Below are 14,467 nucleotides of genomic sequence, written 5' to 3'. Positions count from 1 at the left end.
GCGGGTCGACACTGTTCCCATCGCCGTGCTAGGCCAGCCTGACCGACACCGAGAGCGAATTCGTGTTCCTGCCCCGCCAGCCCGTCCTGTTTCGCCGCCTGCGCAATTGGCGCGGACTGCTGGCGGTGCTTGTTGCGGTGACCTATCTGTTCGCGGGTACGGCTCACGGGCTGTGCGACCTCGACGTGACCAGCCCCGCCGGCGGCTCGGAGATCGCTTCGATTCTCGACGACGGCGCCGCAGGCCATGGCGACAACGCAGCGCTCGCCGGCCATCACTGCCACGGCTGCTTCTCGGTCGCGGTGGCTCAGTCCGCGCCTGCGGCCGCATCGATGTTCCTTGTGTCGGCATCGCGCCCCCAGCCTGCACCCCGGCTCGCCGGAATCATCCCCGATACCGACTCCCCGCCCCCCAAACATATTGCCTGAACGGATTGGTCGGGCGCCTCGCGCCCATTAGGTTCGTCCTTCACAGGTTGGTTTCATGTTTCGCAGGGGAATGGCTGCGCGCTTCGCGTGCGCGGCGGCGTGCTTGATTGTCGGATCGGCACTTGTACCGGCTCACGCCCAAACTTTGACGATGCGCAGCGCCTTGTCGCGGGCGCTGGCCGCGAGCCCGCGGCTGACGGCGGCGGAGCGTGACGTCGGCATCGCCACGGGCCAGCGCATCCAGGCCGGCGCCCTGCTCAATCCGGAACTCACCTATGAGCAGGACGACTCCTTCGGCTCCGGCAGATATCGCGGGACGCGATCGGCCGAGACCACCCTCCAGATCAGCCAGGCCTTCGAGCTGTTCGGCAAGCGCGAGGCACGGATCGCGGCCGGGCAGGCCGGTATCGAAGTCGCCGCGATCCAGCGCAAGGCGGTCAGGCTGGAGGTGCTGTCCGAGACCGCGATCGCCTTCCTCAGCGTGCTCGGCGCGCAGCGGCGCATCCAGATCCTCGACGAGCAGATCGCCGCGATCGACCGCCTGACGCCGCTGCTCCGCCGCCGCGTCGAGGCAGGAGCCTCCTCGCCGGCGGAGACCGGCCGCGCCGAGGTCGCCTCTGCGCTGGTCAAGGCGGACCGTGAGCGCCTCAAAGCGACATTGGCGAGCGCGCGGCGCGAGCTTGCGGTGCTGATGGGCGATCCCGCGACGAAATTCGGCGAGGTCTCCGGCCGGCTCGACACCACCGGGCGGCCACCGACGTTCCAGTCGGTCGTCGCCGCCATCGATGCCAATCCGCAATTGGTGCGCTGGACCGCGGTGTACGCCCAGCGCAATGCCGAGCTGCTGCTGGCCCGGCTCAGGCCTTATCCCGACGTGCGGATCGCGGCCGGCTGGCGCCACTACAACGAAACCAACGACGATGCGGCGCGACTGACCGTCTCAGTGCCCATTCCCGTGTTCGACCAGAACCAGGGCAACATCCTCTCCGCGCAGGAAAGCCTCGCCAAGACCAAAGCCGAGCGCGAGGCCAACCGCAACGCGCTGATCGTGATCGCCGGCCGGGCCTACGACTCGCTCCAGGGCTCGCTGCGCGAGCTCGCCGTGCTGCGCGAGACCGCGATACCCAAGGCCGTCGAAGCGTCCGATGCGATCGCGCAGGGCTACGGCCAGGGCCGCTTCACCCTGCTCGAAGTGCTGGACGCACAGGCGAGCGTGAGCCAGGCGCGGCTGCGCGAGCAGGAGGCGCTGCAGAATTTCCATGCGGGCGTGGCCATCATCGAAGGCCTCGTCGGCAATCCCTTTGCGCTGGCCCGGGAGAGCGCGCGATGAAGACGTCTTCCACCATCGTCGTGGCGATCGTGGCCGCCGCGCTCGGCGCCTACGGCTATTCCCTGCTCGCCGATAGCAAGCACGCGCACACCGAGCACGCCGAGCATTCCGAACACAAGAAGCCCAACGATCGCGTCGAGCAGGACGAGCACGGTGCCGACCGTATCCGCATCTCCGACGTCAAGCTGGCCGCGGCGGGCGTCACGCTGGCGGAAGCCGCAAGCGCGACACTGACCGACACGCTCGCCTTCAACGGCATCTTGCGCGCCAATCAGGAAGCCGTGGTGCAGGTCACGCCGCGCTTTCCGGGCATCGCCAAATCGATCCTGAAGCGGATCGGCGACAAGGTCGGCAAGGACGATCTGCTAGCCGCGATCGAGAGCAACCAAAGCCTCACCGTCTACGAACTGAAGGCGCCGATCGCCGGCACCATCATCGAGCGCCAGATCTCGCTCGGCGAATACGCCTCCGAGCAGAAGCCGGCCTTCGTCGTCGCCGACCTCTCCAGCATCTGGGTCGACCTGTCGATCTACCGGCAGGACCTCCGGCGCGTGCGCCTCAACGACGAGGTGCTGATCGATCCCGACGACGGCCGCGGCGAGATCAAGGGCAAGATCTCCTACATGGCGCCGATCGGATCGAGCGAGACCCAGACGGCGCTGGCGCGCGTGGTGCTGCCAAATCCGGACGGACGCCTGCGCCCCGGCCTGTTCGTCACGGCGCGGCTGATCCTCGCCGCGCGCGACGTCGCGGTCGCCGTGCGCCGAAGCGCGATCCAGACGCTGGAGAACAGGACCATCGTGTTCGTCCGCGAGGAGGGCGACAAGATCGAGGCGCGCCCGGTCGAGCTCGGGGATTCCGATCCGCGGTTCGTCGAGATCAAGGCTGGCCTTGCAGCCGGCGAGCACTATGTCGCGGAGAACAGCTTCGTCGTAAAGGCGGAGATGGGCAAGGGCGAGGCCGAGCATGATTGAGCGTCCCATCGCCGTCTCGCTGCAACAGCGCTGGCTGGTTCTCGTCCTCGCGCTCGGCGCCCTCGCCTTCGGCGCCTGGAATTTCCAGCGCCTTCCGATCGACGCCGTCCCCGACATCACCAACGTCCAGGTTCAGATCAACACGCGCGCGCCCGGCTATTCGCCGCTGGAGACCGAGCAGCGCATCACCTTCCCGGTCGAGACCGCGATGGGCGGCCTGCCGAAGCTCGACTACACGCGCTCGCTGTCGCGCTACGGCCTCAGCCAGGTGACGATCGTGTTCAAGGACAGCACCGACATCTACTTCGCGCGCCAGCTCGTCGGCGAACGCATCCAGCAGGTGAAGGACCAGCTGCCGGCCGGCGTCGAGGTCGCGATGGGCCCGGTCTCGACCGGACTCGGCGAGATCTTCTTGTACACCGTCGAGGCCAAGGCCGGCGCCAAGACGCAAGGCGGCCACGACTATTCGCTGACCGATCTGCGCACCGTGCAGGACTGGATCATCCGGCCGCAGCTGCGCAACGTGCCGGGGGTGATCGAAGTCAACACCATCGGCGGCTTCGAGCGGCAATTCCACGTGCTGCCGGATCCCGGCAAGCTGATGGCCTACCGGCTCGGCTTTCGCGACGTGATGACGGCGCTCGCCGCCAACAATGCCAATGTCGGGGCCGGCTATATCGAGCGCAACGGCGAGCAATATCTGGTTCGCTCGCCGGGCCAGGTCGGCAATGTCAATGAGATCCAGGACATCGTGATCGGCTCGCGCGGCGGCAATCCCGTCAGGATCAGGGACGTCGCCACCGTGAAGGAAGGCCGCGATCTGCGCACGGGCGCGGCGACGTGGAACGGCGAAGAGACGGTGCTCGGCACCGCCATGCTGCTGATCGGCGAGAACAGCCGGAGCGTCGCCCGCCGCGTCGCGGCCCGTCTCGAAGATATCGCCAAATCGCTGCCCGAGGGCGTCGTGACGCGGACCGTCTACGACCGCACCGATCTGGTCGAAGCCACCATCCGCACGGTCCGCAACAATCTGCTGGAAGGCGCCGCGCTGGTCGTGGCCGTGCTGTTCCTGATCCTCGGAAACATCCGCGCCGCGCTGGTCACGGCCTGCGTCATCCCCCTGTCCATGGCCATGACCATCACCGGTATGGTCGAGACCAAGGTCAGCGCCAACCTGATGAGTCTCGGCGCGATCGACTTCGGCATCATCGTCGACGGCGCCGTGATCATCGTCGAGAACTGCCTGCGCATGCTGGCCGCCGCCCAGCGCGAGAAAGGCCGGCTGCTCACGACCTCCGAACGGCTGGACGCGATCCTGCGCGGCTCCAGCGACGTCATCAAGCCGAGCCTGTTCGGAACTCTCATCATCGCCGTGGTCTACCTGCCGGTGCTGACGCTGACCGGCGTCGAAGGCAAGATGTTCACGCCGATGGCCATGACCGTTCTGATGGCGCTCGGCGCGGCCGTGCTGTTCTCCATCACCTTTGTGCCGGCAGCGGTTGCCATTTTCGTCACCGGCAAGGTGTCCGAGCACGAGAACCTGTTCATGCGGGCGGCGAAGCGCGCCTATCTTCCCCTGCTCCGTTTTGCCATCGACAATCGCGCCGCGGTTGCCATCATGGCCGTCGTCATCGTGGTCGCGAGCGGCATCACTGCCGCGCGCATGGGCGGTGAGTTCATTCCGAGCCTCGACGAAGGCGACGTCGCGCTGGCTTCGATCCGAATTCCCGGCACCAGCCTCACTCAATCGCTGGACCTGCAAAAGGCGCTGGAAAAGCGCATCATGCAGATCCCCGAAGTAAAGGAGTTCTTCACCCGCATCGGCACCGCGGAGATCGCGACCGACCCGATGTCGCCGGCACAGACCGACGGTTACATCATGCTAAAGCCGCGCAGCGAATGGCCCGATCCGCACAAGACAAAATCCAAGGTGATCGAGGCCATCGAGCATGCCGCTGACGAGATTCCCGGCAGCGCCTATGAGATCTCCCAGCCGATCCAGTTCCGCGTCAACGAGCTGATCTCCGGCGTGCGCACCGACGTTGGCGTCAAGATCTTCGGCGACGATCTCGACATCCTGCACGGCGCCGCCAAACAGGTGGAGGCCGCGATCCGCGGCATCCGCGGCGCCAGCGACGTCAAGATCGAGCAGGTCGCTGGCCTGCCGATTCTCACCGTGCGCCTCGACCGCCAGGCGCTCGCGCGCTACGGGCTCAGCGTCGCCGAGGTGCAGGGCATCGTCGAGATCGCGGTCGGCGGCAAGTCGGCCGGCAAGCTGTTCGAGGGCGACCGCCGCTTCGAGATCGTGGTCCGCCTGCCCGAGCATCTGCGCGGCAATCTCGAGGCCATCAGGGCCATCCCGATTCCGCTCCCGCCCGGTGAGGATTCCGGCTCCGGCACGGCCGTTCGAGCAGCGCTGGCCGCCTCCCCGCTCACCCAGATGCGCTATGTGCCGCTGTCGTCCGTTGCGACCGTCGACGCGACGCCCGGGCCCAACCAGATCAGCCGCGAGAACGGCAAGCGGCGCATCGTCGTCACCGCCAATGTCCGCGCCCGCGATCTCGGCTCCTTCGTCGCCGAGGCCGAGGTGGCGGTGGCCGAGAAGGTCAAGCTGCCGCCGGGCTACTGGATCGGCTGGGGCGGACAGTTCGAGCAACTGGTCTCCGCAACCAAGCGGCTGACGATCGTGGTGCCGGTGGCGCTGCTCCTGGTGTTCCTGCTGCTGTTCATGGGGATGGGATCGGCGGCGGATGCGGCGCTCGTGTTTTCAGGCGTGCCGCTGGCACTGACCGGCGGTGTCGCGGCGCTGCTGCTGCGCGACATTCCCTTGTCCATCAGCGCCGGCGTCGGCTTCATCGCGCTGTCGGGCGTCGCCGTGCTCAACGGCCTCGTCATCATCGCCTTCATCGAGCGGCTGCGCAGCGAAGGGTACTCCGTCGTGGATGCCGTGCGCGAGGGCGCACTGACGCGGCTGCGCCCGGTGCTGATGACGGCGCTGGTCGCCTCGCTCGGCTTCGTGCCGATGGCACTCGCCACGGGCGCCGGCGCCGAGGTGCAGCGCCCGCTCGCAACCGTGGTGATCGGCGGCATCATCTCCTCGACCATGCTGACACTCCTGGTGCTGCCGGCACTCTATGTGCTGTTCCGCCGTGACGCGGCGAGCGAAACGCCTACGATGGCGCCCGATTTGGCAGCTTCCAGGGAGCGCTAGGGGTGGCCGGCCACGACCATCATGGGCATCATCACCACGATCATGGCCATTCGCATGATCATGTTCACGAGCACGGCCATGTTCACGAGCACGGCCATGCTCACGGGCACGTCCATGCCCCCGCGAGCTTCGGCAAGGCGTTCGCGATCGGCATTTCGCTCAACATCGCGCTGGTCGTGGCCGAGGCGACTTACGGCTATATCGGCAACTCCACCGCCCTGCTCGCCGACGCCGGCCATAACCTGTCCGACGTGCTCGGCCTCGTCGTGGCCTGGGGCGCCTCGATCGCGGCGAAGCGCGCGCCGAGCGGCCGCTTCACCTACGGCTTGCGCGCCTCCACCATCCTGGCGGCGCTGGCCAATGCGGTCTTCCTGCTGGTCGCGACCGGCGCGATCGGCTGGGAGGCGATCCTGCGCCTGCAACAGCCCGAGCCGGTCGCAGGCATTACCGTGATGGTGGTCGCGGGCATCGGCATCCTCATCAACGGCTTTACCGCCCTGCTGTTCGCCAGCGGACGCAAGGACGACATCAATATCGAGGGCGCTTATCTGCACATGGCCGCCGATGCCGCAGTCTCGCTCGGCGTCGTGGTCTCGGCGGCGCTGATCATCTGGACCGGCTGGCTCTGGCTCGACCCCGTCACCAGCCTCGTCATCTGCGCCACCATCCTCTGGAGCACGACCAGCCTCCTGCGCGGCTCCATCGACATGTCGATGGCCGCCGCTCCCAAGGGCACCGACCTCGCCGCGATCAGGGCGTTCCTGCTGGCCCGTCCTGGCGTGTCGGCGATCCACGATCTCCACGTCTGGCCGATCTCGACGACCGAGACCGCGCTCACCTGCCACCTCGTGATGCCCGCGGGCACCGGCGACGCCTTCTTGATGGAGACGGCGCAGCTCCTCAAGACCTCATTCCGCATCGGCCACACCACGCTTCAGGTGGAAACGCATCCAGACAATGGCTGCGCACTGGCGCCGGATGATGTGGTGTGAAGCGACTCTGCCTCCACGCCGTCATTGCGAGCGCAGCGAAGCAATCCAGACTGCTTCCGCGGAAATAGTCTGGATTGCTTCGTCGCAAGTGCTCCTCGCAATGACGGCGGAGAGAGCTGCGGCCTACGCCTTTGCCGTCACGATCCAGATCGCACCCTGCAACGCCACACTCTGTCCCTTCAAAAACGGCGCGAGCATCTCGCGGATCGAGGCTTTCGCGGCCTCGTAGGTCTCCGGTGGATGGCCCTGGAGCGCACGGCTGGCGGGGCCGATCTGGAGCGCGCCGTCGACCGCCGCCTCGAGCCCGCCGCCGATCGCGATATCCATCGGAAGATTGTGCGGCTGCATCGCGACGTCCACGAAGCCAGCGCCCTTCAGGATACGCATCACGCGCTCCTCAGAGGCGAAGGCGAACGGACCGGGCTCCTCGGGCCCGACCGGCGGCATCTTGGGGACGTGCTTATAGACCGCCATCAAGGGCGTCATCATCCACGGATTTTCCTTCGGCTCGCGCCAGCAGACGAAGGCGAGCCGCCCGCTCGGCGTCAGCGCGCGGCGAAGATTGGTGAAGGAGGCGATCGGATCGGCGAAGAACATCACGCCAAAGCGCGAGGCGAGCAGATCGAAGCTCGCCGGCTCGAACCGATGCACCGTCGCATCCGCCAACACGAAATCGAGCGGCAGGCGTTTCGGCGCCAGCGCACGCGCCTGCGACAGCATGGGCTCGGAGACGTCGAGCCCGAGCGCAAAGCCATCAGGCGCCACCGCCCTCGCGAACGCGAACGTCGTCGCGCCGGAGCCGCAGCCGACATCGAGAACGCGCTCGCCCGGCTTTGGCTCGGCACGGTCGATCAGCACGTCAGCGATGGGTCCGAGCAGCTTCTCCTGCGCCGCGTGACGATCGGCCCAACGCTGCCCGCTCGGCCCGTTCCAATAGGCGATCTGATCGGCATTCTCTGCGTGTCCGCTCGGCTGTTGCATGATGTCCCCGGTCGTTCCCATTCGCGAATGCCCGTCCCGTCGCGGTTCTAAGACCGCACAGCGGCGATATCACGTCGGGAAGGCAGGCGCACCCTTTCAAGGAGCCAAAGCGAGCGCGCCGTAATTACCAGATTGCGATGGTCGAACCACTCTTGTTCAAGCGCCGTGCTTTGCGCAGGCACGTCCGGCAGCAATGGCGATAAATGAGATCCGCCGGCCGGCCCGGGCGCCTGTGACGTTGATCACATAGCTGTCCTTTGCCTCGATGACACTCTGCGACTACTCTGATCACATTGCGATTTGGGGCGGCAATGGGCGCGATTCGGATTTTCCTGTTTTTATTGACGGTCCTGTGTCTCAGCTGCGGATCGGCGCATGCGGAAAAGCGCGTTGCTCTCGTCATCGGGAATTCCGCCTACAAAAGCGTACCCCGGCTCGCCAATCCGGTGAATGACGCTTCCCTTGTCGGCGGCATGTTCAGGAAGGCCGGGTTCGACACCGTGGACGTCAAGCTCGACCTGAGCGTCGTCGACATGCGCAAGGCGCTGCGCGAGTTCGGCAGCAAGGCGCGCGAAGCCGACGTCGCCGTTATTTATTATGCGGGCCACGGCATCGAGCTTGACGGCAACAACTACCTCATCCCAACCGATGCCGCGCTGGAAACCGACGCCGACGTGTTCGACGAGGCTTTCCCGCTCGACCGGGTGTTGTTCGCCATCGAGCCGGCCAAGCAGCTTCGCCTCGTCATTCTCGATGCCTGCCGCGATAACCCGTTCGCCAAGACGATGAAACGGACGGTCGCCGCACGCGCCATCGGCCGCGGCCTCGCCAAGGTCGAGCCGAGCAGCCCGAACACCATGATCGCCTTCGCGGCCAAGGCCGGCTCGACCGCCTCCGACGGCGATTCCAGAAACAGCCCGTTTGCCGCAGCCCTGGTCGAACGCCTGCCCACGCCCGGGCTCGACCTGCGCAAGGCGTTCGGCTTCGTCCGTGACGACGTTCTCAAGAACACTGGTTACAAGCAGGAGCCCTATGTCTACGGCTCGCTGGGCGGCGATGACGTGCCGCTGGTGGCGGCGAAGCCGGTTGTCACCGGTCCACAGGCAAACCCTGACAGCGAGATCCGACGCGACTACGAACTGGCGCTTCAGCTCGGCACGCGTGACGGATGGACGGCGTTCCTCAACCGCTTTCCGAGCGGCTTCTATGCCGATCTCGCGAAAGGCCAGATGAACAAGATCGTCGCCGAAGAGATCCGCGCCGCCACTGCAGATAAGGCCCGGCAGGCGGAAGAGGGAAAGGCCCGGCTCGCTGCCGAGCGGGCCAACAAGGCCGAGCAGGAGAAGGCGGCAGCCGCGGCCAAAGCTGCCGAGTTAAAGCGCCTTGCGGCCGAGAAGGCCAAGCAGATCGAGGAAGCCAGGGCGGCCGCAGCCGAGCAGCGGCGGAAAGAAGCCGAGGCGGCAGCAGCGAAGGTCTTCGCTGACAAGCAAGCCGCCGAGAAGGCGCTGGCTGAGAAACTCGCGAGCGACAAGGCCGCAGCAGAGCTCGCTGCGAAGCAGGCCGCGGAGAAACAGGCCTCAGGCAATGCAGAGCAGAAGGTCGCGGCGGTTGCGCCCTCTTCAACCCCGCCGGCGACGTCTCCGCAGGAAACGACAAAACTGGTGCAGTCGGAACTCCGCCGCGTCGGCTGTCTAACGGCCTCAGCAGACGGCGACTGGAACGCTGCATCACAACGTTCGCTGACGCTGTTCAACAAATACGCCGGCACCAAATTCGATCCCAAGCTCGCCAGCTTCGAAGCGCTGGACGCAATCAAGGTCAAGCCGGGCCGCGTCTGCCCGCTGACCTGCGACCGCGGATTCAAGGCCGATGGCGACGCCTGCGTGAAGATCACCTGCCGCGCCGGCTACCGCGTCAATGACGACAATGAATGCGAGAAGGTGCAGGACAAAAAGCCCATCGCCAAGCGCGACGACGCAACTGCGCGAGACACAGAACGTAAGAAAACCGAAGCTGCTCCGTCGAAACCGCAATCGAGTGGGCAAATCGTGTGCGGACATGCCGGCTGCCGCCCGGTCCGGCCCGGCTGCCGTCTCGAGTTGAACTCGCCGGCGGTCTTTGCGAAGGGGAATATGGGAGGATACACAAACGTTGAAGTCTGCAACTGAGTTGCGCGTTGGGCCCAGACCCGACACAAGCGTCTCATACCCGCGCATTGCGGCCGCATTGGTTTCACCGAACCGCCACATCGGAATCAGATGCCAACCAGATTTCCCCGCTAGGGTCGCGGTTCCTCAAACTGGAAAAGGCATGACCATGCGCAGCTTCACGGCATCTGTCATCGTTGCAGCTCTCTCGCTGGGAACACCGACTCTTGTGCAGGCGCAGGGCGCATCCTCGCAATCCGGCACGGAACAGCCGTCGACGCAGTCCAGCACGGTGATCCGGAGCATACAGGTTGTCGACGTCAAGGAATTGCAGCCGGCCGTGCGCGCCAAGGTCGATGAACTCGTGGCGCAAACGACCGAGAAGGACATCCAGTCGCTCCGGCAGTCTATCGACGCCACACCGCAGGCCGCTCGATGCTCAAAGCCAAGGGCTTGAGCTCGGCACAAGTCGTCGCGATCAACATCGCCGATGGGGTGCTGACGATGTTCACCAAGACGGCCTGAGACCAGGCGAGCTTCGAGGCCGTGCACTGCGGCCGAGCATGATCGCCGTCTCCTCGGCCGAAAGACGCGATCCGCAGCACGAAGGAGATTTGCCCTGCAGCGGCCTGCTGCGGGGCTTCTCATGTCCGGCACAAATGCTCTAACAGGCCGGCAATTGGCCCCGGATCGGGCGCGCTCGGCTCTTGCTTCGGCACCTGCCGGGGCGCTAAAGAGGCGCCATTGGGCGGTTAGCTCAGCTGGTTAGAGCATCTCGTTTACACCGAGAGGGTCCGCGGTTCGAATCCGTGACCGCCCACCAGCCTTCGCTCGCTTCGCGAGCTACGGCTCGGCAGGCCAGCAGCGCAGGCCATGAGCGCGAAGCGAGCGAAGGCTGTCGCGCCGAAACCCAACGGGCGAAGGCGGGCTCGCCAATCTCGGCCCTCAATCCCCCGGCCTGCCCGGCAGCAGCGGCACGGCGTCGATCCACACCGCCGCGGACTGGCACCAGATCTGCCTGACGGGCCGCAATTGGTCGCGCTGGCGGATAGCGCCCCAGCGAATGCCCCAATCATCAGCCTGGTCGCCCTCGCCGCTGGTGAACAGCGGGGAACCGCAATCGGCGCAGAAGTGCTGAAAGCGCATTCGGCCGTTGTCGCCGCGCTTGCCGTAGATTTTTGGCGTGCCGCCGGTCAGGTGGACGTCAGCCTTGGTGCAGATCGCAGTCACGCGGAACGGCGAGCCGGTCAGTGTCTGGCAGTCCCGGCAGTGGCACACCGAGACCTCCTCCGGATCGATCTCGGCCTCAAAGGTGATCTTCCCGCAATGGCATTGCCCGTCGATCTGCATTGCCGCGTCCCCTTCCCCCAAACAAAAACGGCGCCCGAAGGCGCCGTTTTATCATCTTTCGCTTGAGATCAGTGAGCGGTCAGACCGCCGGCGGCTTCATCCCCGTCCGGCTTCACCGTCACCTTGGTGTCCTCTTCCCAGACGATCGGCGTCGGCTTCTTCACCAGCGCCTTGGCGACGACGTCGTCGAGGCGGGAGACCGGGATGATCTCCATGCCGCCCTTGATCGCATCGGAAATCTCCGTGAGATCCTTGGCGTTGTCCTCGGGGATCAGCACCGTCTTGATGCCGCCGCGGGCCGCAGCCAGCAGCTTCTCCTTGAGGCCGCCGATCGGCAGCACGCGGCCGCGCAGCGTGATCTCGCCGGTCATCGCGACATCGTGGCGGACCGGGATGCCGGTCATGACCGAGATGATCGCGGTGGCCATGGCGACGCCCGCAGACGGACCATCCTTCGGCGTCGCACCTTCCGGCACGTGCACGTGGATGTCGCGCCGGTCGAACAGCGGCGGCTCGACGCCGTAGTTGATCGCCCGCGAGCGGACGTAGGACGCCGCCGCCGAGATCGACTCCTTCATGACGTCGCGCAGATTGCCCGTGACCGTCATCTTGCCCTTGCCGGGCATCATGACGCCTTCGATCGTCAGCAGCTCGCCGCCGACATCGGTCCAGGCAAGGCCGGTGACGATGCCGACCTGCGGCTCGCTCTCGATCTCGCCGAAGCGGTATTTCGGCACGCCGAGCAGCTCTTCCAGGGTCTTCTCGGTGACCTTGACCGCCTTCTTCTTGGAGATCATCAGCTCCTTCACCGCCTTGCGGGCGAGTGTGGAGAGCTCACGCTCCAGGTTACGCACGCCCGCTTCGCGGGTGTAGCGGCGGATCAGAAGCAGCAACGCGTCGTCGTCGATCGAGAACTCCTTGGAGTCCAGGCCATGCTTGGACACCGCGTTCGGGATCAGATGCTTGCGCGAGATCTCGACCTTCTCGTTCTCGGTGTAGCCCGCGATCCGGATGATCTCCATGCGGTCCATCAGCGGGCCCGGAATATTGAGCGTATTCGCGGTAGTGATGAACATCACGTTGGACAGATCGTAGTCGACCTCGAGATAGTGGTCGTTGAACGTCCCGTTCTGCTCGGGGTCGAGAACCTCGAGCAGAGCCGAGGACGGGTCGCCGCGGAAATCAGCGCCCATCTTGTCGATCTCGTCCAGGAGGAACAGCGGATTGGACGACTTCGCCTTGCGCATCGACTGGATGATCTTGCCGGGCATCGAGCCGATGTAGGTCCGGCGATGACCGCGGATCTCGGCCTCGTCGCGCACGCCGCCGAGCGAGACGCGCACGAACTCGCGCCCCGTCGCCTTCGCGATCGACTTGCCGAGCGAGGTCTTGCCGACGCCGGGAGGCCCGACGAGGCACAGGATCGGCCCGGTCAGCTTGTTGGCGCGCGACTGCACCGCGAGATACTCGACGATGCGTTCCTTGACCTTCTCTAGCCCGTAGTGATCGGAGTCCAGGATGGCCTGCGCGGCCTCCAGGTCCTTCTTCACCTTGGACTTCTTGTTCCACGGGATCGACAGCAGCCAGTCCAGATAGTTGCGCACGACGGTCGCTTCCGCGGACATCGGCGACATCTGGCGCAGCTTCTTCAATTCATGCTGCGCCTTCTCGCGCGCTTCCTTGGAGAGCTTGGTCTTGGAGATCTTCTCTTCGAGATCGGCGAGCTCGTCGCGACCGTCGTCGTCGCCGAGTTCCTTCTGGATCGCCTTCATCTGCTCGTTGAGATAATACTCGCGCTGGGTCTTCTCCATTTGTCGTTTGACGCGAGAACGAATCCGCTTCTCGACCTGCAGCACCGAGATCTCGCTCTCCATCAGGCCCAGCACCTTCTCCAGGCGCGTGGTGACGGACAGCGTCTCCAGGATGCCCTGGCGATCGGCGATCTTGACGGCGAGATGCGAGGCCACGGTGTCGGCAAGCTTGGCGAAATCGGTGATCGCCTGCACGACGCCGACGACCTCGGCCGAGATCTTCTTGTTGAGCTTCACGTAGCTCTCGAAATCGGACACGACCGAGCGTGCCAGCGCCTCGGCCTCGACCGATTTCGCATCGGTGTCGGCGAGCGCGACGGCGGTGGCTTCATAGTAGTCCGCGCGATCGGTGTACTTCTGCACGCGCGCACGCTCGAGCCCTTCGACCAGCACCTTCACGGTGCCATCAGGGAGCTTCAAGAGCTGGAGCACGCTGGCGAGCGTACCGGTCTCGTAAATGGCATCGGGCGCCGGATCATCGTCGGACGCGTTCTTCTGCGTCGCGAGCATGATCAGCGCGTCGTTCTTCATCACCTCTTCGAGCGCGCGGATCGACTTCTCGCGGCCGACGAAGAGCGGCACGATCATGTGCGGGAAGACGACGATGTCGCGCAGCGGCAGCACAGGATAAGCGTGCGTTTCTCCATGGACGATGGTTGGCCTGGGTTTTGGATTAGTCATGGCCTTTTCCTTTTGCTTTGCCCCCTCGCACGCAGCCCGCTGATCATGCGCAACCGCCACAAGGTGCCGAGGTGATCCGCAAGACGGTCGGTCCGTTTGCGCGTTGGACCGGCTTGCCGGATCGGAACTGAGGCGAATCTTGAAGAGAATTTTCGCTCGCCGCCGACATTAGGTGGCTATCGACAAGGGGGGTGTCAAGTCATTGAAAAACGCGCGCCATCAGGCGCTTACGCAACGCGATAAGCGACGCAACACCGGCTGCGGAGATACATGTCCGCAGCCCGATTTGATGAGACGATTGGAGCGTTTCCAGCGCCGATCAGGCGCTGGCGTTCTCGACCGCGCGATCGGACCGATCGGCGTAGATGTAGAGCGGACGCGCCGTGCCTTCCACGACTTCCCGCGAGATCACGACCTCTTCCACACCTTCCAGGCCCGGCAGGTCAAACATGGTCTCGAGCAGGATCGCTTCGAGGATCGAGCGCAGGCCGCGCGCGCCGGTCTCGCGCTCGATCGCCTTGCGGGCGACCGCGCCAAGCGCCTCGTCGGCGAAGGTCAGCTC

11 protein-coding genes and 1 tRNA gene are annotated in these 14,467 nt (G+C 65.5%); 8 read left to right on the top strand and 4 right to left on the bottom strand.

What is annotated here, in order from left to right; all coding sequences use genetic code 11:
* The first annotated feature begins 62 nt into the window (after positions 1 to 62).
* Genes SE91_RS13105 through SE91_RS13085 form a run of 5 tightly spaced genes read left to right on the top strand, consistent with a single transcriptional unit; the run spans position 63 to position 6,935 of the window.
* Positions 63 to 428, top strand: a complete 366-nt coding sequence (locus SE91_RS13105; protein ID WP_156489595.1) for a hypothetical protein — start codon at positions 63 to 65, stop codon at positions 426 to 428.
* Positions 429 to 483: 55 nt separating this feature from the next.
* Complete coding sequence (gene ihpA / locus SE91_RS13100) at positions 484 to 1,758, top strand: divalent metal ion exporter subunit IhpA (protein ID WP_061847872.1); 1,275 nt, start codon at positions 484 to 486, stop codon at positions 1,756 to 1,758.
* Entirely contained in the window at positions 1,755 to 2,732 is a 978-nt protein-coding gene (gene ihpB / locus SE91_RS13095; protein WP_008547842.1) for a divalent metal ion exporter adaptor subunit IhpB, read from the top strand. Before ihpA ends, ihpB begins: the two co-directional genes overlap by 4 nt.
* The gene (locus SE91_RS13090; protein WP_061847871.1) at positions 2,725 to 5,943 is read left to right on the top strand and encodes an efflux RND transporter permease subunit; all 3,219 of its coding nucleotides are present in this window, start codon (positions 2,725 to 2,727) and stop codon (positions 5,941 to 5,943) included. The genes ihpB and SE91_RS13090 overlap by 8 nt, the downstream gene beginning before the upstream one ends.
* A gap of 2 nt (positions 5,944 to 5,945) precedes the next feature.
* Positions 5,946 to 6,935 carry a cation diffusion facilitator family transporter gene (locus SE91_RS13085; protein WP_061847870.1) on the top strand — a complete coding sequence of 330 codons (990 nt, stop codon included), beginning with the start codon at positions 5,946 to 5,948 and terminating at the stop codon, positions 6,933 to 6,935.
* 123 nt (positions 6,936 to 7,058) lie between these two features.
* Here the strand turns inward: SE91_RS13085 and SE91_RS13080 are convergent, their stop codons facing one another.
* A complete protein-coding gene (locus SE91_RS13080) occupies positions 7,059 to 7,916 on the bottom strand; it encodes a class I SAM-dependent methyltransferase (RefSeq protein WP_061851109.1) in 858 nt (285 codons plus the stop codon).
* A gap of 311 nt (positions 7,917 to 8,227) precedes the next feature.
* On the opposite strand from SE91_RS13080, the gene SE91_RS13075 reads away from it, so the two are divergent.
* The 3 genes from SE91_RS13075 to SE91_RS13065 all read left to right on the top strand — a co-directional run bounded on the left by SE91_RS13075 (position 8,228) and on the right by SE91_RS13065 (position 10,886).
* Complete coding sequence (locus SE91_RS13075; RefSeq protein WP_061847869.1) at positions 8,228 to 10,084, top strand: caspase family protein; 1,857 nt, start codon at positions 8,228 to 8,230, stop codon at positions 10,082 to 10,084.
* 142 nt (positions 10,085 to 10,226) lie between these two features.
* Entirely contained in the window at positions 10,227 to 10,520 is a 294-nt protein-coding gene (locus SE91_RS13070; RefSeq protein ID WP_245318445.1) for a hypothetical protein, read from the top strand.
* 289 nt (positions 10,521 to 10,809) lie between these two features.
* Positions 10,810 to 10,886: transfer RNA gene (locus SE91_RS13065), tRNA-Val, on the top strand.
* Positions 10,887 to 11,008: 122 nt separating this feature from the next.
* On the opposite strand, the gene SE91_RS13060 is transcribed toward SE91_RS13065, so the two are convergent.
* The 3 genes from SE91_RS13060 to SE91_RS13050 all read right to left on the bottom strand — a co-directional run.
* Positions 11,009 to 11,413, bottom strand: coding sequence for a GFA family protein (locus SE91_RS13060; protein ID WP_060736225.1), 405 nt, complete (start codon positions 11,411 to 11,413; stop codon positions 11,009 to 11,011).
* 68 nt (positions 11,414 to 11,481) lie between these two features.
* Positions 11,482 to 13,905, bottom strand: a complete 2,424-nt coding sequence (gene lon / locus SE91_RS13055; protein ID WP_008547850.1) for an endopeptidase La — start codon at positions 13,903 to 13,905, stop codon at positions 11,482 to 11,484.
* A gap of 319 nt (positions 13,906 to 14,224) precedes the next feature.
* The coding region (locus SE91_RS13050) for a ClpB D2-like domain containing protein (protein ID WP_502687137.1) at positions 14,225 to 14,467 on the bottom strand (243 nt) is incomplete at its 5' end.

The sequence above is a fragment of the Bradyrhizobium sp. DOA1 genome, assembly GCF_001593325.1.
GTDB lineage: Bacteria > Pseudomonadota > Alphaproteobacteria > Rhizobiales > Xanthobacteraceae > Bradyrhizobium.
The sequence above is the reverse complement of the archived record's forward strand: the minus strand, read 5'-3'. Positions and strand labels throughout refer to the sequence as shown.